The 24,922-nt window shown below is 49.9% G+C and carries 23 protein-coding genes; 14 read left to right on the top strand and 9 right to left on the bottom strand.

Annotated elements, in window-relative coordinates; all coding sequences use genetic code 11:
• Positions 1 to 11 precede the first annotated feature (11 nt).
• The 3 genes from H5715_RS13885 (at position 12) to H5715_RS13875 (ending at position 2,906) form a co-directional block, all read left to right on the top strand.
• On the top strand, positions 12 to 887 hold the full coding sequence (locus H5715_RS13885) for a mechanosensitive ion channel family protein (RefSeq protein WP_075188269.1): 876 nt from the start codon (positions 12 to 14) through the stop codon (positions 885 to 887).
• Positions 888 to 987: 100 nt separating this feature from the next.
• Positions 988 to 2,100 carry a GNAT family N-acetyltransferase/peptidase C39 family protein gene (locus H5715_RS13880; RefSeq protein ID WP_075188268.1) on the top strand — a complete coding sequence of 371 codons (1,113 nt, stop codon included), beginning with the start codon at positions 988 to 990 and terminating at the stop codon, positions 2,098 to 2,100.
• Complete coding sequence (locus tag H5715_RS13875; protein WP_083608282.1) at positions 2,100 to 2,906, top strand: RMD1 family protein; 807 nt, start codon at positions 2,100 to 2,102, stop codon at positions 2,904 to 2,906. Before H5715_RS13880 ends, H5715_RS13875 begins: the two co-directional genes overlap by 1 nt.
• Positions 2,907 to 2,939: 33 nt before the next feature.
• On the opposite strand, the gene H5715_RS13870 is transcribed toward H5715_RS13875, so the two are convergent.
• From H5715_RS13870 to rimK, 5 genes are read right to left on the bottom strand one after another with little or no spacing between them, the layout of a single operon-like run.
• The gene (locus tag H5715_RS13870; RefSeq protein WP_075188267.1) at positions 2,940 to 4,394 is read right to left on the bottom strand and encodes a RimK family protein; all 1,455 of its coding nucleotides are present in this window, start codon (positions 4,392 to 4,394) and stop codon (positions 2,940 to 2,942) included.
• Positions 4,395 to 4,410: 16 nt separating this feature from the next.
• Positions 4,411 to 5,481, bottom strand: coding sequence for a peptidase M42 (locus tag H5715_RS13865; RefSeq protein WP_075188266.1), 1,071 nt, complete (start codon positions 5,479 to 5,481; stop codon positions 4,411 to 4,413).
• An 8-nt stretch (positions 5,482 to 5,489) separates the two neighbouring features.
• Positions 5,490 to 6,053 carry a mechanosensitive ion channel family protein gene (locus H5715_RS13860; RefSeq protein WP_075188265.1) on the bottom strand — a complete coding sequence of 188 codons (564 nt, stop codon included), beginning with the start codon at positions 6,051 to 6,053 and terminating at the stop codon, positions 5,490 to 5,492.
• Entirely contained in the window at positions 6,050 to 7,075 is a 1,026-nt protein-coding gene (locus tag H5715_RS13855; protein ID WP_075188264.1) for a succinylglutamate desuccinylase/aspartoacylase family protein, read from the bottom strand. The genes H5715_RS13860 and H5715_RS13855 overlap by 4 nt, the downstream gene beginning before the upstream one ends.
• A 15-nt stretch (positions 7,076 to 7,090) precedes the next feature.
• On the bottom strand, positions 7,091 to 7,996 hold the full coding sequence (gene rimK / locus H5715_RS13850) for a 30S ribosomal protein S6--L-glutamate ligase (protein ID WP_075188263.1): 906 nt from the start codon (positions 7,994 to 7,996) through the stop codon (positions 7,091 to 7,093).
• 256 nt (positions 7,997 to 8,252) lie between these two features.
• On the opposite strand from rimK, the gene nrdR reads away from it, so the two are divergent.
• From nrdR to ribA, 10 genes are all read left to right on the top strand, one after another.
• Complete coding sequence (gene nrdR, locus H5715_RS13845) at positions 8,253 to 8,723, top strand: transcriptional regulator NrdR (protein ID WP_075188262.1); 471 nt, start codon at positions 8,253 to 8,255, stop codon at positions 8,721 to 8,723.
• Positions 8,720 to 9,811, top strand: coding sequence for a bifunctional diaminohydroxyphosphoribosylaminopyrimidine deaminase/5-amino-6-(5-phosphoribosylamino)uracil reductase RibD (gene ribD, locus H5715_RS13840; RefSeq protein ID WP_075188261.1), 1,092 nt, complete (start codon positions 8,720 to 8,722; stop codon positions 9,809 to 9,811). The genes nrdR and ribD overlap by 4 nt, the downstream gene beginning before the upstream one ends.
• 16 nt (positions 9,812 to 9,827) lie before the next feature.
• Entirely contained in the window at positions 9,828 to 10,490 is a 663-nt protein-coding gene (locus tag H5715_RS13835) for a riboflavin synthase (protein ID WP_075188260.1), read from the top strand.
• Between the two features lie 333 nt (positions 10,491 to 10,823).
• A complete protein-coding gene (gene ribBA, locus H5715_RS13830) occupies positions 10,824 to 11,933 on the top strand; it encodes a bifunctional 3,4-dihydroxy-2-butanone-4-phosphate synthase/GTP cyclohydrolase II (RefSeq protein WP_075188259.1) in 1,110 nt (369 codons plus the stop codon).
• A 13-nt stretch (positions 11,934 to 11,946) separates the two neighbouring features.
• Positions 11,947 to 12,414, top strand: a complete 468-nt coding sequence (gene ribH, locus H5715_RS13825; protein WP_075188316.1) for a 6,7-dimethyl-8-ribityllumazine synthase — start codon at positions 11,947 to 11,949, stop codon at positions 12,412 to 12,414.
• A gap of 127 nt (positions 12,415 to 12,541) precedes the next feature.
• Complete coding sequence (gene nusB, locus H5715_RS13820; RefSeq protein ID WP_075188258.1) at positions 12,542 to 12,985, top strand: transcription antitermination factor NusB; 444 nt, start codon at positions 12,542 to 12,544, stop codon at positions 12,983 to 12,985.
• A 9-nt stretch (positions 12,986 to 12,994) separates the two neighbouring features.
• Positions 12,995 to 13,948, top strand: a complete 954-nt coding sequence (thiL, locus tag H5715_RS13815; RefSeq protein ID WP_075188257.1) for a thiamine-phosphate kinase — start codon at positions 12,995 to 12,997, stop codon at positions 13,946 to 13,948.
• Positions 13,941 to 14,423: a phosphatidylglycerophosphatase A family protein gene (locus H5715_RS13810; RefSeq protein WP_075188256.1), complete on the top strand. Its 483-nt coding sequence runs from the start codon at positions 13,941 to 13,943 to the stop codon at positions 14,421 to 14,423. Before thiL ends, H5715_RS13810 begins: the two co-directional genes overlap by 8 nt.
• A gap of 26 nt (positions 14,424 to 14,449) precedes the next feature.
• Positions 14,450 to 15,103 (top strand): retropepsin-like aspartic protease family protein, encoded by a 654-nt coding sequence (locus tag H5715_RS13805; RefSeq protein WP_075188255.1) that lies wholly within the window; start codon positions 14,450 to 14,452, stop codon positions 15,101 to 15,103.
• 28 nt (positions 15,104 to 15,131) lie between these two features.
• Positions 15,132 to 15,725, top strand: coding sequence for a GTP cyclohydrolase II (ribA, locus tag H5715_RS13800; RefSeq protein WP_075188254.1), 594 nt, complete (start codon positions 15,132 to 15,134; stop codon positions 15,723 to 15,725).
• A gap of 103 nt (positions 15,726 to 15,828) precedes the next feature.
• On the opposite strand, the gene H5715_RS13795 is transcribed toward ribA, so the two are convergent.
• The gene (locus H5715_RS13795) at positions 15,829 to 18,558 is read right to left on the bottom strand and encodes a cation-transporting P-type ATPase (protein WP_075188253.1); all 2,730 of its coding nucleotides are present in this window, start codon (positions 18,556 to 18,558) and stop codon (positions 15,829 to 15,831) included.
• 244 nt (positions 18,559 to 18,802) lie between these two features.
• On the opposite strand from H5715_RS13795, the gene H5715_RS13790 reads away from it, so the two are divergent.
• Complete coding sequence (locus H5715_RS13790) at positions 18,803 to 20,254, top strand: HD-GYP domain-containing protein (protein ID WP_075188252.1); 1,452 nt, start codon at positions 18,803 to 18,805, stop codon at positions 20,252 to 20,254.
• A 146-nt stretch (positions 20,255 to 20,400) separates the two neighbouring features.
• On the opposite strand, the gene H5715_RS13785 is transcribed toward H5715_RS13790, so the two are convergent.
• From H5715_RS13785 to H5715_RS13775, 3 genes are all read right to left on the bottom strand, one after another.
• Positions 20,401 to 21,633: an EAL domain-containing response regulator gene (locus tag H5715_RS13785; protein WP_246434550.1), complete on the bottom strand. Its 1,233-nt coding sequence runs from the start codon at positions 21,631 to 21,633 to the stop codon at positions 20,401 to 20,403.
• A gap of 310 nt (positions 21,634 to 21,943) precedes the next feature.
• Positions 21,944 to 22,669, bottom strand: coding sequence for a SapC family protein (locus tag H5715_RS13780; protein WP_246434549.1), 726 nt, complete (start codon positions 22,667 to 22,669; stop codon positions 21,944 to 21,946).
• Between the two features lie 217 nt (positions 22,670 to 22,886).
• The gene (locus H5715_RS13775) at positions 22,887 to 24,899 is read right to left on the bottom strand and encodes a hypothetical protein (RefSeq protein ID WP_246434547.1); all 2,013 of its coding nucleotides are present in this window, start codon (positions 24,897 to 24,899) and stop codon (positions 22,887 to 22,889) included.
• Positions 24,900 to 24,922 lie beyond the last annotated feature (23 nt).

Raw genomic sequence — 24,922 nt, 5'->3', positions numbered from 1 at the left:
GGGCGCTCAATATGACATTATTTTGGTTGGAGTTTGAACTAATTCGGATTGGCGATTTTAGTTTTACCTTGGCGCGGCTGCTCAGTTTTTTTCTCATTATTATCGTTACGTTTGTTGCCTCAAAAATCGTTCAGCGCGGGCTAAAACGTCTATATGGGCGAGGCGCGGCCATGACAGGGGCCCAGTTGTATGCCTTGGGCCGCATACTGCATTACTTTATTTTGGCAGCTGGCTTTTTAATGGCCGTATCTGCCCTGGGCGTCAATGTAAGTAAGCTGACGATACTTGCCGGTGCGCTGGGTGTTGGTATCGGTTTAGGCTTGCAAAATATTGTTAACAATTTTGTGTCTGGCTTGGTGATTTTGCTTGAGCGAAGTTTAAAGGTTGGGGACTTTATAGAGCTGTCAGCGGGTGTCGTGGGCGAAGTGCTTGAAATTAATATGCGTTCAACGCTAATTCGTACGAATGATAATGTCGATATATTGGTGCCTAACGCAGAGCTTATTGGCGGTATGGTTACCAATTGGACGCTTGAAGAAAATATACGTCGTTTTCGTATTCCATTCGGTGTGGCCTACGGTTCCGATAAAAGCTTGGTTAAAAAAGCGGTTCTCGAGGCCGCAATCAGCGTACCTTATACCCTTTCAAAGAAAGGGCGTGAACCCATCGTGTGGATGACCGGCTTTGGTGATAACAGCCTGAATTTTGTTTTGGGTGTGTGGGTGTCGCCGGAACAAGTTAAAGCGCCTACTACGCTCACGTCTGATTATCTATGGGCCATTGATGATGCCTTCCATAAATACAAAATAGAAATTCCTTTTCCACAGCGGGATATTCACTTACGCAGCGGTTTCGATACCATTTCAGCGCGTAACCCAGAAGCGTAACTAAGATGATAACGTTTAAAATTCAGTCGGAGGATACGCTATTGGGTGGGCACGGAAGTAAGAGGAGCGTGGTTAAATTTAATCGTTGAGTAAATGTGATATGCCGGTGAAAGCAGAATTGCTTCTGCGCCCAGCCGTTTTCTCGGATCTGGATGCATTACTTGCGGTAGAGCAGGAATGTTTTGACGGTGACAGGCTCAGTCGCCGTCGCTTTCGCCATTGGATAAATGCGGAAAACGGTTTGCTCATTGTCGCGGAGAAAGGGAGTTCGGTTGTAGGCTATGGACTTGTAATTCTTCAACGTGGAACCCGGCTTGCGCGACTGTACTCGCTCGCAGTTGCCTCTCGACATCGCGGTGAAGGGTTGGCGGTGCAATTATTACAGTTGTTGGAAGCTTTGGCTGTTGACCATAAACGACTGTTTATGCGTTTGGAAGTCTCCAGTGAAAACAAAGCCGCGATCCAGCTATATGAGCGTGAAGGGTATCGAATTTTCGCGGAGTACTGTAACTACTATGAAGACCATAGTAATGCGCTGCGAATGCAAAAATCAATTCGCGCCTGCCGCCTTGATGACGATGCGCGTCACTTTCCCTGGTATGCACAAACAACAGAGTTCACCTGCGGGCCTGCCGCGCTGATGATGGCTATGGCCAGCCAGAGAGATCAGTGGCACTTTTGCCGTGAGCTAGAGCTGGATATCTGGCGCGAGGCTACGACCATATTTATGACTTCCGGTCTCGGTGGTTGCCACCCATTAGGGTTGGCTCTGGCAGCGAGACAGCGGGGGTTCACTACGCGTGTGGCGTTGAACACCCGAGACCCACTTTTTATTGATAGTGTACGTACTGAACATAAAAAAGAATTAATGATTGCTGTGGATCGTCAATTTCTGCAGAGGGCGATTAACGAGAAGATAGAGATCTGCTATTTGGACATTACCCAGCAGATGTTGAGTGAATGGTTGCAGCAGGGTTACGCGGTGATTGTTTTAATTAGCACCTATCGGCTCGATGGCCGCAAGGCGCCGCACTGGGTAATGCTTACCGGAGTAGATGAATTTTGTTTTTATATGCACGATCCGGACTTTGACGAAAAAACGCAGGTAGCGCTGGATTGCCAATATATGCCTATAGCGCGCGACGATTTTGAAAAGATGTCTGTATTTGGTCACCATAGGCTGCGCACTGCAGTCGCCATTAAGCGAGAGTGATGATGAACGTTGATATTGTTGATTTTCATAACTACGTTGTTGATGTTTTAGTGTGTTGCAGAGAATTCCGTTCGCCGGATATCCAAGAATTTTTACAAACTAATTACAAGAGTGTGCGTTACCGAGATGCCTTCCGTATCCATATGATGGAGGGTGAAGTGTGGCTGTTTGAATACGGTGTTTTGGTTTGCTGGGGGGTGAGCGAGAACGATCAGCAGAAACTACTTAATCAGCTCTCGCCTTATATTGTGGAGCCTATGTCGGAGCGGGTATTTGAGCAATTCCCTTTCTCAATTGAGCCGGGCAACCCGGTGAGGGTGCAGAACGATCAGCTAACGTTACCGGATAATAGCTATTTACTGCGCCTATCGGTAAGCCACGGTTTTGCTCAGTCAACGAAGCTGAGTGTGTTTGAAACGGTGGCGCAAACGGTTATTGCAGACAACGCCCACCTATCGAAAGTCTTGGCCGATACCGGACGAATTCCACTATCGCGGAAATCTCTATCCAAATTGCGCGGTAAGTTATTTGATACACGCAGCGACATTTTATTAAATTTTAACCTGCTCGATACTCCGGAATTTTTTTGGGATTTTCCGGAGCTGGAAGGGCACTATCTTTCGGTGGCCAAATACCTCGATATGGTCGCCAGAGTTGAATTATTGAATCACAAACTGGAAACCATTCACACCCTGCTGGACATGCTGGCAAGTGAACAGAACCACAAGCATTCATCATTTTTGGAGTGGATTATTATACTGCTCATTGCCGTCGAGATCGTATTGAATCTACCGTCGCATTTTTAAGGGATTTTTAATTAAACCCTTATCTGTTCTCGGTTAAAGCCCGCGACTTTCGAGTCTGCGGGCAAACTCGGTCATAATTTGCATATACAGCTCGTTACCCAGGTAGGCGTCTTCAACCTTGTGTTCTATGCTGGGGTTATCGTTAACCTCTATTACGTAAGCTTCGCCAGCGTGTTGTTTTACGTCCACCCCATACAGGCCGTTGCCTACGACTTTACAGGCTCGAACGGCGGCATCCAGCACCGATTTTGGTACTTCAAATGTGGGCAGGGTTTCGAACCCTCCAGATTGATTGCGCTTAGATTGGTGGTTGTAAATTTGCCAGTGATTGCGCGCCATATGGTATTTGCACGCATAAAGGGGGCGGTCGTTAAGCACTCCAATTCGCCAGTCGTATTCGGTGTACATATATTCCTGTACCAGTAGTAGCGTAGAGGAGGTGAAACCTTGTTTGAGGGTGCTTTTGAGTTCTTCTCGGTTGTTTACTTTAAAGACTCCACGGGAGAAAGAACCCTCAGGAATTTTAACAACCAGTGGGTACCCAAACTCGGTTTCTACTTTTTCAATTTCCTCCTCGCTGTCGTCTATGGTAATAAACGTTTTAAGGGAGGGTACACGGCTGTAGCTGAAGGCATCGTGCAAAAACACCTTGTTACAGCAGCGCAAAATTGAGGTGGGGTCGTCTAGGACCACTAACCCTTCGCGCTCTGCATCGCATGCCAGGCGATAAGTGTGGTGGTCTATTCCTGTGGTTTCTCGAATAAACAGGGCATCGTACTGCCCGATGGTGCCGTACCTGGGGGTATCGATAATATTGGCCTGAATGCCCACTTTGGCAGCGGCCTTCACAAATAACTGTATCGCCTGTTTATTGCTGGGAGGCAGTATTTCCTCCGGGTTAACCAGTATTGCCATATCCCAGCGCAAACGTTTTTTTCCTGTCGCAGTTCGCCAGCTGGATGCGGTGAAGTTGGCCAACCGCTCTTGGGCAAGCTGTTGTTGTTCGGGAGATATATCGCTAAACGATAGTCGTTTTAACGCAAGCGCAATACCCTGTTCGCTTTTTTTCAGGCTAACCTGTAGTAGCGGCGTAGGGTATTGCTCAAATAATTGCCTCGCTAGTTTTTTCCATTTTACTTTTGCTGTCCAACCAAAGTAGAGCGTAAATTGAGTCTCTTCGTTTTCCGCGAGAGTACTTTCCGGTAGTTGCAGTGCGATATTGGTGTAGCCGTTTTGCTCTAGCTGGCGTAATTGATTAATGGTGTGCACGCTGGGTAAAACTTTGTGGCGGCGAGCTTCAGCCAATAGCGAGCAGTAATATCCTCGGCTAAGGTAAGTATCGGTATTACACAAATTTACCACCCTAACCTTGCCTTCTTTGAGTTTTGGGTATTCGGATAAATAGCGCTTGAATTCAATTTGCTTAACGCCGTCAATCGTTGATGCGGCGTGTGAAGACGTGTCGAAAATAATCAACGTTTGCAACATGTTCAGCGTTTACCTTTTAACGTGCGAGCGCTTGGAGAATGTCGAGAAAAGCAAGCACCGATGCGATGGGCGCAGACTCTTCCATAGTGTGGTAGCCGGATGTGGGGATTTGCAAGGTGGTGCCGTCAACCAAACCGTTAGATGCGGATATGATGCGACCCATTTCGGTGGAGCCCAGTGACATTGTGGGTAAACCCTGAGCCAGCAGTACCTGATTTTTAGATTCCACATACTCATCTTTATAAATAACACTGTACTGATGCGCCGCACAGGCGTGTTGTAGGCGCAAGTCCAGCTCGCGGTTGAAGCTGGCATTGGCGTCTTTGTGTCGCAGTACCAGATGTTGTTGCGAGGCGGCGTCGAAGTCGGGGAAGGGGCTGGTGTCTACAACAATTAACTGATTGGTTGACCCGCCGAAACGACGGAACCATTCAAGTAGGTAGCGCCAGCTTTTGCCGGCTTCTTCCTGGGCGGTAAAAAATGCAGTTCCTTCAAATCCCAGCTCATATAAATAAATTAGTGCCGCAATGGTTAGCACGTTATCTAGTTGGCCGATTAGGGCTTCTTCTGTGATTTGCAGGGAATCGGTAAATGCAACTGGAGTGCCTGCTACCAGGTGATTCAAATTTTCGAGTTCGAAAATAAGGTTGTTGCGGAATTCGCATATGGTGGCATTTTTAATCTGCCCCTGCCCGCGATATGCACCCGACCAGGGTTCGTAGGCATAAACTTTTGTTTTTTGAAAGCGGTCGACGATTTTACGCATTAGCTGCTCGTCCACTGAATTGCCCAGTAAATCCGAGCGCGCACCGGCAACAAAGGCTGCGTACTGGAATTCATTGGGGCCGGTGCATATCAAGCCGTGGCGATCAATATGGGCTGAAAACATTAGGCTTTCGGGCTTTTTCCCCTGAGCGACTAGCAGGCCCTCGTACCAGGTAACCTGTGCCCCGCGCTCTTCAAGCTCCCTTTGCAGTACACGAAAAAATGAATGCTCCGCCCCAACCACTGAGGGCTGGCGCACCAGATGGGAGAGCAGGCGTAAAAACGGTTCAGGGATTTTGTTTGTTTTGCCGTTCAAGTCCATTGTGGTACTCAGCTGTGTATTTCGTTTGAAATGGGCTCTTGTTCTGCAGGTTGTGCAGATGGCTGAGCTGTTTGTGTATCGTTAGGTTTTAGGTTCTTGCGAATAGAGACGGCTTTTTGAAAAACCATGGAGTTTGGGTAGGTGTGAATAACGCCATCTTCCTCGCCGGTAAGAATCACGTGGAATAGAGTGATTTCGCTGATAATCCCGCTGATACTGTTATCACCGTCAATAATTTTTACCCAGTCGCCCGGGCGGTAAGGGAAAAAGAAAAACACGAATACCGAGGCGGTAATGTTGCTGAGTATGGACCAGGTGGCGAAAAGCGCTACGCCGAGCATGGCAAATATGGAGGTTATAACGAATCCCATATCACTAAAGTTAACACCTATCGCAATCGCTGTAGCATTTATTGCCAGTAGCAGCCAGCCGATTCTTAAGGTGGTTCCAATATATTGGGATCGGTGCGGAGGAACGCGCTTTTCCGTGGCAATCTTTTGTACCAGCTGATCAAGGGCTTTGCGCCCGAGCCAATAGAACGTGATTAATACGATAAGGATTATGGCGGTCATTGTGATGGGTGCTCACTGTTTTCGGGCAGGAGGTTGTCCTGCATAATTTCAATGTGTTCGGCAACTTCGTCGGGGTCGTTAAAAAAAGCGATATGAAACATGGCGTCGCCTTCCTGTGCCAGTGGAATATTTTGCTTGCCAATAATGACGCCGGTGCGATTGGCCAGTACTTTGTCGATGGGGCGACCGAAAGGGTCGCTAATGTCAGCCAATAAGGTACCGCGGGTGACAAAATCACCGAGTTTTTTATGGTCGCGAACAATTCCACTGGATGGTGCGCGGATCCAGGCGCTGTTATCTGCCACAAAGGGCGCTGACTTTGTGCTGCTGCGCTTGCGTTTGATCATGCCCAGGTGCGACAGCACGTTGAGAATGCCATTCACCCCTGCGCGAATGGAAAGCTCGTCGAAACGTAAAGCTTCACCGGCTTCGTAAAGCAGTATTTTGGTTCCGGAGTCACACGCGCACTCGCGCAGTGAACCGTCGCGTAGTGTTGAATTAAGTAGTACCGGTACACCAAAGGATTCTGCCATTGCGCGGGTTTGCTCATCGCTGAGGTCTGCACGTATTTGTGGCAAGTTACTGCGGTGAATCGCACCGGTATGGAGGTCGATTCCGAAATCACATTTCTGTACGATTTCCGTCAAAAACAAATTGGCAACACGACCGGCCAGCGAGCCCTTGGTCGAACCTGGGAAGCTGCGGTTCAGGTCTCGTCTGTCTGGCATATAGCGGCTTTGATTCAACACGCCGTATATATTCACGATAGGTACGGTAATCAGCGTTCCCTGAAGGTTTCTAATGCCTTTGCGCGTGATAATACGGCGGATGATTTCGATTCCGTTCAGTTCATCACCGTGGATGGCCGCGCTGACAAACAGTGTCGGCCCAGGCCGTCGGCCACATATAACATGGATCGGAATGGATATTTCTGTATCCGTGTAAAGGCGCGCTACCGGCATTTCAATTTCGGTGACGGTGCCGCGCTGAATGGTTTTACCAGCAATAACCAATGTTTCCATAGTGCGTTGTTCCACTTATCCTTGGCCGCGTGTGCGGTTTTTGTGAGGGCTTGCATTTTTTTCAATAAATTCAATCACTAGGCCGGCAACATCTTTCTGGGTCGCAGTTTCAATACCTTCCAGACCAGGCGAAGAATTGACTTCCATCACCACAGGGCCGCTATTGGCTCGAAGTAAATCCACTCCGCACACGTTCAGCCCCATAATCTTTGCTGCATTTACGGCTGTTGCGCGATCTTCTTTGGTCAGCCTTACAATTTCGGCGCTGCCTCCTCGGTGTAGGTTGGAGCGGAATTCACCCTCTTTTGCCTGCCGCTTCATCGCGGCAACGACACGCCCACCTACCACCAGGCAACGGATGTCTGCGCCGCCAGCTTCCTTAATATATTCCTGTACCAGTATGTTGGCGTTAATGCCCATAAATGCCTCGATCATGCTTTCCGCAGATTTTGCGGTTTCACCGAGTACGACACCGATGCCCTGAGTTCCTTCGAGCAGTTTAATTACGACGGGGGCCCCTCCAACGTTGCGGATAAGGTCTTTAATATTGTCCGGTGAGTGGGCGAAGCCGGTGCGTGGCAAGCCAATGCCCTTACGCGACAACAGCTGCATGGAGCGCAACTTATCTCGCGAGCGGCTAATGGCCACGCTTTCGTTAACGCAGAAGGTGCCCATCATTTCGAATTGACGTACAACAGAGGTGCCATAGAAGGTTATCGACGCACCTATGCGCGGGATAACAGCATCGTATAGGGGTAATTCCTCACCCTTGTAGCGAACGGCTGGACGACTCTTGGTGATATCCATGTAGCAGTGCAGGGTGTCGATGATATCGACCTCGTGTCCCCGTTCAATTCCTGCTTCCTGCAGGCGGCGAGTGGAGTAGAGTTTTGAGTTGCGGGAAAGGATTGCGATTTTCATAGTTCAGTCTCTGTTTTCTGCCAGGCAGCTAGCGTTAACCAGTGCTGTCAGTGGCTGCGCTGGTTGATAAAAAAGGTTTTGATTCAACAGGATAAATAAAAGTGACTCATAGACGTACGCGATAAGCGAAAAGTCACCGTTGGTAGACAAATTTTTGGGATTAAATACAGCCGGTCATCAGCGCCCGGCACTGAAGATAAGTACAGGGTAATATGTGATAAGATGCGCGCGTATTTTTACACCTCTGGACTTTTCCATGCACTGCCCTTTTTGTAACGAAACCGACACCAAAGTTATCGATTCCCGCTTGGTTGCCAACGGTGGCCAGGTTCGTCGCCGTCGTGAATGTCAGACCTGCCGCGAACGCTTTACTACCTTCGAAGTGGCCGAGCTGCTAATGCCCAAAGTTATCAAACAGGATGGCACCCGTGAGCCCTTTGATGAGCAGAAGTTACGCAATGGCTTACAGCGCTCGTTGGAAAAGCGGCCGGTAAGCGTTGAAGCAATCGAATCGTCGCTGAACAATGTTCGCCACTATTTGCAGGCGTTGGGCGAGCGCGAGGTGAAATCGCTGGTGATTGGTGAGCGGGTAATGGAAGAGTTGCGAAACTTGGACCAGGTGGCCTACGTCCGTTTTGCTTCCGTTTATCGCAGTTTTCAGGATGTGAGCGAGTTCCAGCAGGAAATTGATCGACTGAAAGAGCCGCAGGAAAAAATATCCAAATGAGTTTTTCCTCTTTTGATCGTGAACAGATGCAGCGCGCCCTGCTGTTGGCTAAGCAGGGGTTAAATACGACAACACCCAACCCACGGGTCGGCTGTGTGCTGGTCAGCAGTGCGGGTGATGTGATTGGTGAAGGTTTTCATCGCCTGGCCGGTGAAGGTCATGCGGAAGTCAACGCACTGGCTGCTGTTAAAGAAAAATCGCTGCTTTCAGGGGCAACAGCTTATGTCACCTTGGAGCCCTGCAGTCACCAAGGGCAAACAGGCCCCTGTGCCGATGCCCTAATTGATACCGGGATTGCCCGTTTGGTCTATGGTATGGAAGATCCCAACCCCCAGGTAGCAGGCCGCGGTTTAGACTGTATCGAGAACGCGGGCATTCAGGTGGATGGCCCGTTGATGGAAGATGAAGCGCGAGCCTTAAACCCCGGCTTTATCAAGCGCATGCAAACGGGCTTGCCCTATATTCGATGCAAATTGGCAATGAGCCTGGATGGTCGAACCGCTATGGCCGATGGTTCCAGTAAATGGATCACCGGGCCCTCTGCACGTCTGGATGTGCAGCGTTTACGCGCGCGCTCCTGTGCCATCATTACCGGTGTTGAATCCGTATTATTGGATGACCCCTTGTTAACGGTGCGGCTGCCGGAGTGCGAGCGCCAGCCCTTGCGGGTGATTGTCGATAGCCAGCTTCGTTCGCCGGGAAAAGCCGAAATTTTTCAGCAGCCGGGTACAACCATTGTGGCTACCTGCAATGCCGAAGCGGCTGCTTCAAGTTCGCTGAACTGTTGGGTGCTACCCGAAAAAGACGGCCACGTGGATCTGCGGGCCCTGCTCAAAAAGCTGAGTGAGGAGGGTTGCAACGAGATATTACTGGAAACCGGCGCAACACTGGCTGGAGCCTTCGTTGCGCGCGCGCTGGTGGATGAGATTATTATTTATATGGCAGCTAAACTAATGGGCAGCAATGCGCGGCCACTATTGAGCCTGCCGATCAACACCATGGGTGGGGCTCTGGACTTAACCATTACCGATGTCAGGGCCGTTGGGCCAGATTGGCGCTTTACCGCACTGCCTGACCCTGATGCCTAAGAGTGTCTGAAAACGTATGTTTACAGGAATTATTGAAGCCGTAGGCGAAATCGTCAGTCTAGAAAGACGCAGTGGCGATGTGCGCTTGCAGGTGCGCAGTGCCGGCATGAGCTGGGATGATGTGGCGCTTGGTGATTCTATTGCGACCAATGGCGTGTGTTTAACCGCTGTAGCGTTGCCCGGTGATGGCTATGTGGCTGATGTTTCGCTCGAAACACTGAGCCTCACCTGCGTGGGTAACTGGAAGCCCGGCACCCGGGTGAATCTGGAGAAAGCCCTGATGCCACAATCACGACTGGGCGGGCATATTGTCAGCGGCCACGTTGATGGCATGGGGGAAGTGATCGCGCGCGAGGCAGACGCTCGCTCGGAGCACTTTGTGATTCGCGCCCCCAAGGAGCTGGCAAAATATATTGCCCATAAGGGGTCTATCACGGTTGATGGTACAAGCCTTACGGTAAACCGGGTAAATGGCTGCGATTTTGATTTGAACATAGTGCCCCACTCCCTGCAGCAAACTATTATTGGTGATTACCAGCCCGGAACGAAATTGAATCTGGAAGTAGACGTGATTGCCCGTTATCTGGAGCGCTTATTGTTGGGGGACAAAGCTGCGGAATCGGGGGGCAAAGCCTCAATGACGGAATCGTTTTTGGCTGAGAATGGTTATTTAAAGTAGAGGTGAAATCATTGTCATCTCGCAACGATCAATCGCTGGGGAGTGCTGTACACCTCTCGTGGCGAGGGTCGCAGTTGCCAATACTAGGTCCCAGCCTTCAAAATGTATCGGGCGGCAATGACATTAAGTAACCTGTGCGACGGATGGCGAAAAGCCTGATTTGAGTCAATGACCATATGCGACGCAGATTAACTCTTGAAGCGCGCCATAACCCCATTCCCGAGGGCTCGCGCCAGTATTTTTCTCACCGACGGTTACAGGCGTAATGCTTCACCAGACATCATCAATTTACCAATTTTGGAATACCCTTTTGGGGAAACGACGTAAAGAACTATGGAACTGAATACAACTGAAGAAATACTCGACGCTTTCCGCCATGGTGAAATGGTTATCCTTATGGATGACGAAGACCGTGAAAACGAAGGTGATTTGATCATGGCCGCCGATCAGGTACGGGCTGAAGACATTAATTTTATGGCTAGCCATGCGCGCGGGTTAATCTGTTTAACTCTGAGTGAAGAGCGCTGTCACCAGTTGGATCTGCCGTTAATGGTGCGCGATAATCGCGCGGTTCACGCGACTAACTTTACAGTGTCGATCGAAGCGGCTGAAGGTGTAACCACTGGTATCTCTGCCGCCGACCGCGCGCGCACCATTCGGGCTGCGGTTGCTCGCGGCGCCAAGCCGAAAGACGTGGTTCAACCGGGCCATATCTTCCCGTTGATGTCGCAGGCCGGTGGCGTTCTCAGCCGTGCCGGTCACACCGAAGCGGGTTGTGACCTCGCCCGTATGTCGGGTTTTGACCCCTCGGCGGCAATTGTTGAAATTATGAATGAAGACGGCACAATGGCGCGTCGCGGCGATTTGGAAAAATTTGCGCAGCAGCACAATCTGAAAATCGGCACCATTGCCGATCTGATTCAGTACCGTTTGGTTCACGAAAAAACCGTAAACTGTGTTAATGAGCGTATGGTACAAACGGAGTTTGGTGATTTTCTGCTGAAAACGTATAGAGACTCTGCCCGTGACGAACTGCACTTCGCTTTGGTGAAGGGTGAGATCAACCCCGAAGATGCTGTCTTGGTGCGTGTGCATGTGGGCAGTACTGCGCGAGATGTACTCACCATACAACGTGCCAACCAGGAATACCCCTCCTGGCATTTTCAGGCAGCTATGCGCAAAGTAGCGGAAGAGGGCGCCGGAATTCTGGTACTGATCTGCCATAATGAAACCACGAGCGAAATTGAAGAGAGTATCGATTGGTTGCTGTCGGGCAAACAGTTGCGACCGAAGCAGGATGTGGGTTACAAACAGGTCGGTACCGGCTCACAAATCCTTCAGGATTTAGGCGTGAAGAAAATGCGCTTGATGAGTGCGCCTCTGAAATTTAATGCAATCTCCGGGTTTCAGCTGGAAGTTGTGGAATATTTGAAGAATGAATAATACGGAAAACACTATGACCATTAACGTTATTGAAGGTGATTTTAAATCAGCCACAGGAAAATACGCGCTCTTGGTAAGCCGTTGGAACAGCTTTGTGGTTGAGCACCTGAAAGAGGGCGCATTGGATACCTTGCGTCGTCATGGCATTGCCGATAGTGAGATCGAAGTTGTCTACGCCCCCGGCGCCTTTGAATTCCCGCTGGCGGCACAAAAGCTGGCACAGAGTAAAAAATACGATGCGATTATTGCCCTGGGTGCAGTGATTCGCGGTGGAACGCCTCACTTCGATTATGTCGCTGGTGAATGTACTAAAGGCCTTGCTCAGGTTTCGCTGAACACCGGACTGCCGGTCACCTTTGGCGTGCTTACCGTCGATTCTATTGAGCAGGCTATTGAGCGCTCTGGTACCAAAGCTGGCAACAAAGGTTGTGAAGCTGCCGAGACTGCGCTGGAAATGGTATCGCTTATGGCTAAGCTTTAATTTATCGGGTTCTATCGTTGGATTTTGCTCTGCTGAATCCAGCCTGCCCTCCCTTCATATTTCATACCCGCAGATTGGGTCTAGCAATGCGTAGCCCAATCTTCCGTTTTTTTAAGGTTTTTAATCAATGAAAGTTTCAGCCGCAACCCGCAGCCGCGCCCGCCACTTTTCCATGCAGGCCATCTATCAATGGCAGATGAGTGGTAATCCGATTAACGTTATCGAAGCCGAGTTTCATGCGGATAACGATATGTCTAAGGTCGATACAGAGTATTTTCATGAACTTTTTCACGGAGTGGCTGCGGAAAAAAGTGTGCTGGATGAGTGTTTTAAGCCCTACCTGAAAGCGATGACCGTGGATCAGTTGGATCCTGTCACTCTGGCGTTATTACGTCAGGGCAGTTATGAATTTAAACATCGCGTCGATGTTCCCTACCGAGTGGTGATCAACGAAGCGGTGAATCTGGCGAAAAAATTTGGTGCTGAAGACAGCCATAAGTTTGTTAATGGTGTACTGGATAGGGTTGCGGCAGACCTGCGTAAAGTGGAAGTCGAGGCAAAAAAAAAATAACGTAGCAGCATGAATGAATTCGAGCTAATCAATCGCTATTTTAAGCGCAGTGTGATGTGTAACACCGTGGCTCTGGGTGTGGGTGACGATTGCTCACTGCTAAATATGCCCGCTGGCAAGCAACTGGCAATTTCGGTTGACACTCTGGTAGCAGACGTTCACTTTCCTGCGAACGGTGATCCCCAATCTATTGCCGCGCGCGCGCTTTGTGTATCCCTTTCCGACCTAGCTGCTATGGGTGCTGAGCCCCTGTGGTTTACCCTCTGCCTGACGATGCCGGTGGCAGATGAACAATGGGTTGCGCCCTTCAGTAAAGGCTTGTTTCAGGTGGCTAGCGATTACGATTGCGAGCTGGTTGGTGGGGACACGACTCGAGGGCCGCTGGCGATTAGCATACAAGTCATGGGGGCCGTTGAGCCAAATAAAGCCCTGGTTCGCGGAGGCGCTGAACTGGGCGATATGATTTTTGTGACCGGGACACTGGGCGACGGTGCTGCCGCGCTGGCCGTATTGAACAGCACACTGAAAACCGATAACGAAGCCTCCCACTATCTGACGAACCGATATTATCACCCGGTGCCCCGTTTTAAAGCAGCGCACGCTCTGGCGCCACTGGCCAGCGCCGCCATCGACATCTCCGACGGCCTGGTGGCCGATCTTGGACATATTTGTGCTGCCAGTCAGGTGGGGGCCGAAATATACGTGGAAAGCCTACCGATGTCCCCAGCTGTTCTCAAATTTGCCAGCAACACACAGCAGTACAACTGGGCGCTGGCCGGGGGAGATGACTACCAGTTGTGTTTCACCGTGCCGCGGGATCATCTGGTGGGGATGGAAGGCTTAATCGATCGGGGGCTGGACGCAACGCTTATTGGTGAAATAACTCACGGGCAGGGGGTGAACTGTCTTCTGCTGGGCAAACCCTTTACGATCCAAGCTACAGGGTATAATCATTTTGGATAATCCTCCGTTTTCTCTTCTGATGCGTGATCCACGCTTATTGCTTGCCTTTGGCTTTGGCTCTGGCCTGTCGCCCATCGTGCCCGGCACCATGGGCACACTGGTGGCTGTTCCCCTGTTCTGGTTAATGGCGCCCTTGGCAATGCCTTATTACTTGGCGCTGGTGCTTACGGCTGCCCTTGTTGGTATATACCTTTGTGGCTATGCCTCAAAAAAATTGGGTGTGCACGACCACAAAGGAATTGTTTGGGATGAATTTGTCGGCCTGTGGATTACCATGATTGCAGTTCCACTTAGCTGGCAAACTCTGACAGCGGGCTTTGTGTTATTTCGAATTTTTGACATGGCCAAACCCTGGCCTATCAGCTGGGTCGATCGCAAGGTACACGGCGGTTTTGGTATTATGGTCGATGACGTTATGGCTGGTATCGCGGCGGCGGTAATACTGCAGTTGCTGCTGGCGTACGGTATGCTGTAAACGTTTGTCTTTGTTGAGGGATCACCATGGTTCAGCGATTCAAATCTCACTATTGGTTTGCCGCGTGGCTGCTGCTACAGGTGGTCGTGGTGGAGGCGTCACCTGCGGTTGAGGTTAAGGGCCTATTTAAAGGTAGCGCAATTTTCGTTATCGATGGCCAGCAGCGTTTGCTAAAACAGGGTAAAACGTCGCCGGAAGGCGTAAAGTTAATCGAATCCAACAGTAAATTTGCGCTGGTAGAAATAGACGGCAAGCGGCATAAATTGCGTTTATCTCGTGCCGTGGGTGGGCAGTATCAGACCCCGGATAAAGCCATAGTGCGCTTGCCCAGCGGCCACAATGGCCACTACCTTGCCACGGGAAGTATTAACGGGAGATCGACTAAGTTTTTGGTCGATACGGGTGCGAGTTCCATTGCTATCAGCTCTCAGCAGGCCACGAGCTTGGGCGTTAAGTATCGTCACGGGAACCGACAAGCAGTCTCCACCGCCAACGGTATGGTCAATGGCTTTGAGATAAATCTGAGCAAGGTCATCGTTGGCACAATCACCCTCAATAATGTACGAGCGGTTGTGATTGAAGGGAGTTCACCCCGCCAGATTTTATTGGGCAACAGTTTTTTAAGTCGCGTAAATATGCGTGTAGAGCAGGGCGTTCTGATTCTGCAGGCCAAATATTGAATACTATGAAGAAGCAGAAGGTAATTGAGTGACCGTTAACTATGTAGAATCCTCCAAGCTCCCCACCTCCTGGGGAATGTTCGAAATGCACGGTTTTACCGATGACAGTACTGATAAAGAGCATATTGTGCTATCCATGGGAGAGGTGGCGACCGATGAGCCCGTACTGGTTCGCATCCATTCAGAATGCCTGACGGGCGATGCACTTTTCTCTCTGCGCTGTGACTGCGGTGCACAGCTACAGGCGGCCATGCACCGGATTGCGGTGGAAGGGCGAGGAGCCATTTTCTACTTGCGCCAGGAAGGACGAGGGATAGGCTTGGTCAATAAAATCCGCGCCTATAACTTGCAAGATAAGGGTGCCGATACCGTTGAAGCGAACGAGCAGCTCGGTTTCGGTGCCGATATTCGCGACTATTCCATGCTTAAACCCATGTTCGAAAAAATGGGCATTAAACGTGTGAAATTGATGACCAATAATCCGCGCAAAATTAAAGCGCTGGAAGACGCCGGAGTAGAAGTGACCGAACGGCAGGCTCACGAAACGGGGAGAAATCCACACAACCAGCATTATCTCGATACCAAGCGCGGCAAACTGGGACATTTGCTAGATAAAAAATAACGTTCACTTTCTTACTAACCGACTGCGCCGCGATAGATATTTTATAAATTCGTGAAAATACGTTTTTACGAGCGTGCTTGAAGCGCCCGTTATACTTGTCCATCTACGCGGCGTTTGGACGCCGCCAGCGAATAATGGATTTTTCTAGTTCAACCAGAATAAAAACAGAGCTGGAAATGGCAATGATCTCTAGCCAGTGATGGCCACTAATGGCGGTTGTGCCGAACAGTATTTGCAATGGCGATAGGTAGGTGAAGCACAGCTGGAAAAAAATCAGTAGGGCAATCGCGATCAATACGAATCGGTTTCCAAATAGGCCCTGAATACTCAACACCGATGCCAGGATATAGCGCGAATTAAATAAATAGAATATTTCGAACATGACCAGCGTGTTGACGGCAACGGTGCGTGCCGTTTCAACACTGTGTTGCTGCTCTAATTGCCACAAATACAAGCCGATGGTGCCAGCGGCAAGAATAGAGGATACAAATGCGATGCGCCAAATCAGCAGGGGTGAAAGCAGGGGTTTGTCTGGGTCCCGTGGTGGTCGCGACATCACCCGTTGTTCTGAAGGTTCAAATGCCAGCGAGAGGGCGAGGGTAACGGCGGTAATCATATTGACCCATAAGATCTGTACCGGGGTGAGCGGTAACTCTTGAAAGCCAAATATAACGGCGGCCAGAACTATCAACGCCTCGCCACCATTGGTGGGTAGGATAAATAAAATCGCCTTTTTTAGATTGTCGTAAACGGTGCGGCCCTCTTCTACGGCATGGCTGATAGAGGCAAAGTTATCGTCGGCCAACACCATTTCGGCGGCTTCCTTAGCGGCTTCTGTACCATTGCACCCCATAGCAATACCGACGTTGGCGCGCTTGAGGGCGGGCGCATCGTTAATGCCATCGCCGGTCATCGCAGCGATAAAACCACGCTCTTGCAGAAGCTTCACCAATTGCAATTTATGTTCGGGATCTACTCTCGCATAGATATCAATGCTCTCGACCTTGCTGCGCAGCTCGTCTTCGCTCATAGCCATTATATCCTCGCCAATCAGCGCCTCCTCGGTGTTAGCGAGATTCAGCTGGTTGGCGATGGCTTTAGCGGTGGCTGCGTGATCACCGGTAATCATTTTTACGCGAATGCCCGCCTTTTGGCAGCGTTCAACCGCGCGAATGGCTTCCTCCCTTGGTGGATCGATAAGACCAAACAGGCCGAGCATAATCAGGCCCTTTTCAACATCCTTGAAGTTGAGTGTGCGTTGGTTCTGGTTTACGGGCTTCATCGCCAGTGCCAGTACCCGCTGGCCCTTGGCTGCATATTCCTCCAGTTTTTCGAGCCAGTAGCTTTTTGCTAGTTTCTGCACATCGCCCGCTACTGTTTTTTGCCAGTCGCACATCGCCAGTACGTCTTCTGGTGCACCTTTTAAGTAAATGTATGCTTCATTCTTATGGCTGTGGTGGAGGGTGGCCATAAAGCGATGTTCGGATTCGAAGGGTATTAAGTCGGTGCGAGGGAATTGTTTGTTGAGGTTGTCGGATTCAATTCCGGCTTTCAGCGCGGCGATCAGCAGAGCGCCTTCCATGGGGTCTCCGGCAACATGGAAAAGATTAGAGTCTTCTGGGTGAGTTTCCAGAGCGGATTCGTTGCACAGTACAGCGGCGTGCAACATTTTCCACAAAACAGGCCCATGATCGGGTTCTATATCGCAACCATTCAGGCGGATGCCGCCGTGCGGCGCGTATCCGGTGCCCTCAAAGTCAAAGTCGTGCTCGGCGGTGGCGGCGTTGCGTACGGTCATTTCATTGCGGGTGAGGGTTCCTGTTTTATCGGAACAGATAACGCTAACGGCGCCTAGGGTTTCCACTGCTGGCAGGCGGCGGATAATAGCATTGCGCCTGGCCATACGCTGCACGCCGATGGCCAGGGTTATAGTCATTATGGCTGGCAGCCCCTCTGGAATGGCTGCCACAGCGAGGCTGACGGAAGCGAGAAACATCGTAGACGCTGTATAGCTGTGAATCCAGATTCCAAAAGCAAAGTTGAGGGCTGCAATCACCAGAATTGCGGCGGATAGCCAGCGGCCAAATTCCCCCATTTGCTTCAACAAAGGCGTTGTTGAGGGGCGTACCTGGGCAACCATATGGCTGATGCGACCAATTTCGGTATGGGCGCCAGTGTTGACTACGATACCGGTGCTCTGGCCGTGGCTGACCAGTGTGCCGGAATAACACATGCAGCGACGATCACCCAGCACGGCGTTCTGGGAGACAGGGTTGAGGTCTTTCTCCACCGCCACTGATTCGCCGGTCAACACCGCTTCTTGTACTTGCAGGCTTTTTACAGAGAGTAACCGGATATCGGCAGGTACTTTGTCGCCCGCGTGTAGTATCACGATATCGCCGGGTACCAGCTCCCTGGCATCGACGGTATGGTGATGGCCATCGCGCATCACTTCCGCACAGGGAGACAGCATCTGGCGAATTTTCTGCAGCGCGTCTTCGGCCTTGCCCTCCTGAATAAAACCTATCAGTGCATTAAGGAATACCACCGCGAAGATAACACTGGCATCAATCAAGTGGTGGAGTAGCAGCGTACCTATTCCCGCAACCAGCAGAACGTAAATCAGAACATTATTGAATTGTTGAAAAAAGCGTAAGAGGGGGTTTTTAGTTTTGGTTTGTGGAAGTTGGTTGGCGCCGAATTCTAACAATCGTCTTGAAGCTTCCTGCTGGCTTAAACCGGAAGTTTTGCTCGACAAGTATTTCAATACGTCCTGTGCTTCCTGGTGGTGCCACAGGGATTTGGGGGGGGGCTCCGATCTGCGGTGATCCATAATGACCAATACTCCGAAACAGCTGACCCTATGGTAACGCGGAGAGTTTGCGGGGGTAATAATCAGCCGTGAATGTTAACGTTCAATTATCTATGGTTCGGCAATGGAGAATTGCCATATCTTTCTTTAAGCCTAGTCCAGCGCGCCACCTTAGGTGAAATATCCTGTACTTTTCGCACTATGTCGACTTCTGCCTAGCCAACTATACTTGTGGGGATTGTTTCTTTTTTGGGGGTTAGCCCGTATGTCTGAGTACAAGCCATGTTTCAATGATGTCTATATTGAGCATCTACTGACGCTTATAGCGCGACATGAGATGCTCGTTACCGCTGATATATTGGCCGTATCCAGGAAAGTACTATTACCCGCCGGGCAACCTTTGAATGCGTCGCTATTAAAACAATTAAAAGGCCAGAATCTAACGCAGCCGTTGGGGGCTAATATTGTTATTGGGGATGGTTTTAGTGGCCCGGATTTACTGGGGCGACTAAAGCGTTATTTTGAGAATGACTGGGTTTTATCTGAACTGTTTGAAAAAGTAGAGATAACAGATGTACTGGAAACGAGTTGCTTGCGATTGGGTGAGCAACCGGGATTGGCTCAGTATAGTTGGGTGATGTCGAACTGCCTGCCCAGGCAGTTCGAGCGTTCGCTGTTTTGCGCATGGGCTGCCGTCGCGCTTGAATGGGGCAAAGGCAAAAGCGAGGAACAAATATATGAAGCCTTTGTCGTCGGTCTTATGCATGAAGTAGGGCTGCTTTTTTTACCGGCAACTGCGCTAAAGGAGTTGGAGGAGTTGAGCTCAGCGGACTATTCGCAAATGGAGCGGCATTCTAGAATTGGCTATGAAGTTCTGGCTTTTTTACCTGCTGTTTCGACACGTATTTCACGCGCCGTATTGGATCACCACGAAGAGGTGGATGGCACGGGCTTTCCAGATCGAAAAATTGCTAAACAGCTGGGGCCGCTCGGACAATTGATTCACTTGCTTGATAGTACCCATGCGATCTATGTGAAACATTTTAAAACCCGCGGTCGAACCCTCAACGATCTGATCCCCATTATTCAGATGAACAAACTATCCCGCCCGGGAATGCCAGCGGCGGATTTAGTGCTGCTTCTGCGCAAGGGAACCGCTACAAAAACGTGCAGTGTTCCGGAAGAGCTAATGCCGCTTTTTTTAAAGCAGGTGAAGGACCGTCATTACTATATCAAGCGTTTCGTCGAGCAGGCGGAAATTTTTGTAGCGCAAAACCAAGCGTATGTGGCCAATGCGCGTATCTATTCCCTGAGCCGTTTGTTAGAGCATATTACGGTTTCTATGCATCAGTCTGGATTGATCAATGATGCGTATATACGCTGGCTGGAGCTGGTGGATGAGCAGCGTTTGCAGCATGCCTATCGCGAGGCCGAGGATGTGTTTCTAATGATGCAGGAAATCCTTTATCACATTCAGAGGTTTTTGCTACGCCTGGGCGAGCTAATCGAAACGGAGCAGGGTGCGATCACAGAGCTTACGCCTATCTGGGCGCCCAATAAATCCATCTCTCTTATTGAGGGTGGCGGTGCGGTAGCGAGTGATCGTGAATCCGCAAAAGCTTCACTGGAAAACTTCAGCAGTCAGCCGTCGCCCACTATTCCTAGCGAATTACATAAGCTTTGGCTGACTCAAATTAGAACCATAAAAGAACCCTAGCAGGCTGTTGAAAAATTATCTGCGTTGCCTGTGCGGAGTTAAAAATCCTCATTTATTCACGATAAACCTTACTTTTCGCCTGGCGCTGACGACCTTAGTTACGTTTTTCAACAATCTGCTAGGCTACCGGATTATCCAGATGTGCCCTAGCTGTCGCGCAAATTAACAACGTTACAGGGGATAATAGATTTCTGCCATAGCGGATACCAGCGCAATAGCTCGTTCATGGGTTTGGGGCGGCAGAAGAGGTAGCCCTGATAAGCATCGACTCCGATGTTGTTCACCACAATGAGATCTTTAGAATCAGAAATACCTTCCGCAACCAGTTTAAGATTCATTTCTTGAGTAACCTTGCGTATGGATTCAACCATAACGCGTAAAACCTTATCTCTAGCGATACCGTTGACCAATTGCGCATCAAGTTTTATTTCATTAAAGGGTAAATTTTTAAGCTGTCGTAAATTGGTATAGCCCGCACCATAATCATCAAGTGATAATTGATACCCGTGGATACGCAGCCGGTTTAAATTTTTAAGCTGGATCTCTTCGCGAATGGCATGGTTCTCCGTGATTTCGACAATAATGTTTTTTTGTGCGACGCCATGTCGATGTAGGTATTCGCTGATGGTTTCCGGCAATAAATTGTTATAAAGCTGCAGCGGAGAAATATTGATAGCGAGAGTACAGTCTACCTGTAGTTGTTCACAAAATAGTTTAAATTGCGGTAATGCACTGTTCAGGATGGCATCCGTTAGGGCGTCAATAAGGTCGAAGCGCTCGGCGACAGGTAAAAAAGCACCAGGTGAAATAATGCCGGAGCTATTTAGTTTGAGCCTTGCTAGGCACTCGAGTCCGGTCACAGAATTATTAACGGCAGAAATTTTGGGTTGGAAGTAGGTGACAACCTTGTCATTTCTAATTGCGTCGTAAACCTCACGGCGTTTCAATACTTTTTCTTTGCGCGATATAACTGGGTAGTAGCTCTTTATGCGTTTTACCATAAAGGCAATGAGATTTTTTTCCAGAGGTTTTTCCGCTGAGCCAAGAACGCGGAGGTTGTAGTTGCTGATAACTTCCAGGGTGAAATCGAGAATCTTTTTTTCCAGCGCAGACATAACAACAATGCCACCGCGGTAGCGCAGCCCGTGTAGCTTATGCATCAGTTCCAGACCGTCCATTCCCTCCATGTGTAAATCGACAAACATGGCATCGTAGGCAGCGGGATTTACTTCGACTTTGTGGTAGGCATCTTCACCGTTGTGGCAACTCTCTACTTTGTACACCCCAAGATCTGCCAGCATTGCCGTTAGCACGCCGCAAATGGCGAGCGAATCGTCGACAATTAATACGGAAATATCGCTGTTCACTGTTGAATCCAAAGCCTTATTCCTTCTACTGAAAAAGCGAATTGGGTGTGTTCGAAAACAGCTTAAATTTCACTACACTGGTTGAAAGTATAGTGTGTCTGGCTTAGTCGGTGAGCGCTTAAAGTAAAAAACCATGATTCCAGTGCTAGTTTACTTACTTTGGCGCACCAAGCCATATTTGTCTGTTTTCTAGTGATTTCCAGCAAGGCTTGAGGGTTAGGTAGCCGAATGATAAAGAGGCGTTTTAATGGGCGGGTGGTGGAGGGGATTAAAAAAGCCCGGTGTGATTACCGGGCCTTTTGGATGTCGGCAAGCGTTAAAGTTATTCGCTAGCGGCTGGAGCAGCCTCTTCTGCGGCTTTGCGTTGACGTTTGACTAATTCGCCAACGGAACCGAGGGAGTGTAGATGTGCGTGACACCAGGCGATCCAACCCTTTTTAAACCACTCTTGTAACTCTTCCTGGTTTAAGCTTTCGTGCAGTTTTTTCTCATTAATGCAGTACAGGTCGTTTAAGCGGATCTGGCCTTCCGGGAATTTCACGGTGGCATTGTATGGTTCGAACAGCTCTTTTTCTGCGACAGCCTTAGCGAACTCTTCTGTGCGATGGAAGTTGTTATCCACGGCTTCCAGAAAGCCAATGATCTGCTTCAGCGTTTCGGTGGGCTTATCTTCGGCTTCGAACAGGGCTTCGCCCTCTTCGCCTGCGAAGTGGGGAGCTTTGTTATCGATCATGACCACTTTTTCAGGTGTCAGCGCGAAGGGGTAGCGGCGTATAAACGCGGGCACATAGGCCCCTTCCCAAGTGTCGCCCAGATCGTGGCTTTCTGATTTCAACGAAAGAATGGCCATAGCCAGGTATTCGTCCTTGTTGTTCTTTATGAACAACACAGGGAAATCACGGCTTGCCTGGAAGAACTCGATGCCGCTGAGGGGCACGGAGTTAACGTTGCTGGCGAAGGCGTAATCTTTTTGGCGAGAGAGTTTAATATCGACGTGTTTTTTCTTTTCCAGAGCAACTGGCTCTTGGTAAAACATGAGAGCAGCCATAATTATTTACTTTTTGATAGTGACTTCATAAACATGTTGGCGCGAAATGACACGCCAACCCTAAGAGTGGGTCGATCTTATCAGGGATTAATGTTGGACAAAAGCCTACTCGATCAACAAACGGCTCTGTGCTGGGAAAGGTATAAATGGAGAAAATGAAACTGGTTAGTGAGTGCTGGAGAGCTTTGTGGGCGGTGCACCTACACCGCCCGCGTTTCTAGAGGTATTGGCTCCACAGCGGCCAGGAAACGGCTGTATTAGCGTTGTCACAGCTACCGGCTGCCATATTGGGGATGGTGGCGGGTTCGTAGCTTACGGGCAAGCTCTGCAAATCGACAGTAGTCGAGCCCCCTAGAGTGTTACCGGTCGCTTCCCCTGATGAGCCCAGGCCGGATGCGGTAATAAACCCATGTACTGTAGTCGAGCCGCCGGTATAGAGGTAGTCACCGGACATCACGGTGCCGAAGATCTCTGTGGACGCACCCAGGGAAATATTGCCGCCAACATAGGTTGTTTCATCGCTGGGGTCATAGCCACCGGCGAGCAGGCTTAAATTCCCTACCGCATTGGTGATGAGGGTACCCTCGTTCAGGTCGCAATAGTTTGTTGGGTAGAGGCCGGCAAAGTCGGCGCTGGTATTTGAGGGGAAGCTGTTGGTGCAAACAGCTTCGTAGCCGATGTAGTTTACCGCGTAGGTTTTATGGGCGCTGCTGGTGGAAATATTTTCTGTCGCAATAAAAGTGTTGTAATACTGGCCGTTGCCCAGCAATAGGTTGCCCTCAAACCAGGCGACGCCAGGAGCCATATTCTTGCCATCAATGCCCCAGGTACTGGTATCGGAATCGTAGCTAAAGCAGGCGTTGTTTGCGCTGTGGCCGTTGCAGATGGTCAGTGTGGGGGCTGTCGGTGCGGTACAGTTACTGTTGCCATCGACTTCTTCACAGAGAAAATCCCTATTGGTCCCGGATTTTTTTCCTATGTAATAGACGCCATTGACGACACTGTTGATATTTTGGACGGTGACACGCATCTTGCCGTCATCTATTTCAAAAGTATAGTTGGCTTGGCTTTTCAGTGCCCAAGCATCAACCATGACGGGTTCCATGGTGAAGGGCTGCAGTTCGTCAATGGTCGTTACAGAAACGCTTTCCGAGGCTTGTGAGTCCACTCCGTCACCGGTAGAACAGTTGTTTAGCGCTCCTCCCGCGTGGAGAGATATAAAAGAGTTCCAGCTGTTGTAGGGGCATTGGATATCGCCCTCACTCACAATTTCGCCAACGTTGGTGGAGGCGTTGATTGTGACGTTGCCGACGGCGGCGATATTGCTGATAGGGCCTCCGTTGATGGTGACATAGTCGCCGGCGTTGATGTCTCCCGTTGCTGCCCAGCCGGTTCTGTTGACATAGCTGCGTGAGTATATTTTCCCTACCGACGAGCCGCCGAGAATTATTTCATCGTTGGCATAGGCAGAGCCGGTGATCGAGGCTCCACCTTCGGTGGTCACGCTGCCTACAGCTTTTACTATTCCCACCGAGGAACCGCCGTAGAGTCTTATGTTGCCGTTGGAGTGTACTTCTGGTACGTAGGCCGAGCTGCCAATATTAATGTCGCCGGTTGCATAGAGGGCACTAACGCCATTGGCGGAAACGTTGCTGAGGTTAACTGCGCCATCCACATAGAAGGTAGAGGCAGTATTGTTATCGCTGAGGATGGAGATGTCGCCCCCGAGGGAGAGATCCCGGTGGAAATCCAGTGTCGATGTCAGTTCACCGTTCCCGCCACAGAGAAAGGGAGAAACCTGATAAACCACTTGGACGACCGACGATGATTGGGCTGCGGCATCCTCCGCGCGAATGTTCACTGTTATTAAGTAGATGTCGTCGGCATTCTGGGTCGCGGGCGCGGTGATATCCACAATTTCTGCCGAAAGAGTCGTGTTGGCCATGGTTTCGACCGTAATGGGCAGGGTTCCCGCGAGGGTGCCGAGTGCGGTTATATCATTGGACAGTTGAAATAAATAATTGCGGAAGATTTCCACGCCTGTCCAGGCACTGGCCTGGGCTCGCGTATTGGCATGAGCTGCCATTTGTAGCTCTTGGTTGCCACGCAGGGAGTAAACCACGCCAATAGCACTGACGGTCATCGCCAAAGTGATTAGTAGGATCACCAAAATGGTGGCGACACCTTGCTGTTGTTGGGGAGAACGTTTTACCTTTATATTTTTTTTCATAAGAAATTTCCGCGGTCTCATAT

The sequence above is a fragment of the Teredinibacter haidensis genome, assembly GCF_014211975.1.
Classification (GTDB): Bacteria; Pseudomonadota; Gammaproteobacteria; order Pseudomonadales; family Cellvibrionaceae; genus Teredinibacter; species Teredinibacter haidensis.
Note: the sequence above shows the minus strand (reverse complement) of the source record. Positions and strands in the feature narration are given on the sequence as shown.

What these genes read in the sequence shown, in the direction of transcription:
- H5715_RS13870 (WP_075188267.1), bottom strand. Translation starts at nt 4,394, where the DNA reads ATGTTGCAAACGTTGATTATTTTCGACACGTCTTCACACGCCGCATCA.
- H5715_RS13775 (WP_246434547.1), bottom strand. Translation starts at nt 24,899, where the DNA reads ATGAAAAAAAATATAAAGGTAAAACGTTCTCCCCAACAACAGCAAGGT.
- H5715_RS13780 (WP_246434549.1), bottom strand. Translation starts at nt 22,669, where the DNA reads ATGGCTGCTCTCATGTTTTACCAAGAGCCAGTTGCTCTGGAAAAGAAA.
- nusB (WP_075188258.1), top strand. Translation starts at nt 12,542, where the DNA reads ATGAAAGTTTCAGCCGCAACCCGCAGCCGCGCCCGCCACTTTTCCATG.
- ribD (WP_075188261.1), top strand. Translation starts at nt 8,720, where the DNA reads ATGAGTTTTTCCTCTTTTGATCGTGAACAGATGCAGCGCGCCCTGCTG.
- rimK (WP_075188263.1), bottom strand. Translation starts at nt 7,996, where the DNA reads ATGAAAATCGCAATCCTTTCCCGCAACTCAAAACTCTACTCCACTCGC.
- nrdR (WP_075188262.1), top strand. Translation starts at nt 8,253, where the DNA reads ATGCACTGCCCTTTTTGTAACGAAACCGACACCAAAGTTATCGATTCC.
- H5715_RS13860 (WP_075188265.1), bottom strand. Translation starts at nt 6,053, where the DNA reads ATGACCGCCATAATCCTTATCGTATTAATCACGTTCTATTGGCTCGGG.
- H5715_RS13835 (WP_075188260.1), top strand. Translation starts at nt 9,828, where the DNA reads ATGTTTACAGGAATTATTGAAGCCGTAGGCGAAATCGTCAGTCTAGAA.
- H5715_RS13855 (WP_075188264.1), bottom strand. Translation starts at nt 7,075, where the DNA reads ATGGAAACATTGGTTATTGCTGGTAAAACCATTCAGCGCGGCACCGTC.
- H5715_RS13865 (WP_075188266.1), bottom strand. Translation starts at nt 5,481, where the DNA reads ATGGACTTGAACGGCAAAACAAACAAAATCCCTGAACCGTTTTTACGC.
- H5715_RS13795 (WP_075188253.1), bottom strand. Translation starts at nt 18,558, where the DNA reads ATGGATCACCGCAGATCGGAGCCCCCCCCCAAATCCCTGTGGCACCAC.
- H5715_RS13875 (WP_083608282.1), top strand. Translation starts at nt 2,100, where the DNA reads ATGATGAACGTTGATATTGTTGATTTTCATAACTACGTTGTTGATGTT.
- ribBA (WP_075188259.1), top strand. Translation starts at nt 10,824, where the DNA reads ATGGAACTGAATACAACTGAAGAAATACTCGACGCTTTCCGCCATGGT.
- H5715_RS13805 (WP_075188255.1), top strand. Translation starts at nt 14,450, where the DNA reads ATGGTTCAGCGATTCAAATCTCACTATTGGTTTGCCGCGTGGCTGCTG.
- H5715_RS13880 (WP_075188268.1), top strand. Translation starts at nt 988, where the DNA reads ATGCCGGTGAAAGCAGAATTGCTTCTGCGCCCAGCCGTTTTCTCGGAT.
- H5715_RS13885 (WP_075188269.1), top strand. Translation starts at nt 12, where the DNA reads ATGACATTATTTTGGTTGGAGTTTGAACTAATTCGGATTGGCGATTTT.
- ribH (WP_075188316.1), top strand. Translation starts at nt 11,947, where the DNA reads ATGACCATTAACGTTATTGAAGGTGATTTTAAATCAGCCACAGGAAAA.
- thiL (WP_075188257.1), top strand. Translation starts at nt 12,995, where the DNA reads ATGAATGAATTCGAGCTAATCAATCGCTATTTTAAGCGCAGTGTGATG.
- H5715_RS13790 (WP_075188252.1), top strand. Translation starts at nt 18,803, where the DNA reads ATGTCTGAGTACAAGCCATGTTTCAATGATGTCTATATTGAGCATCTA.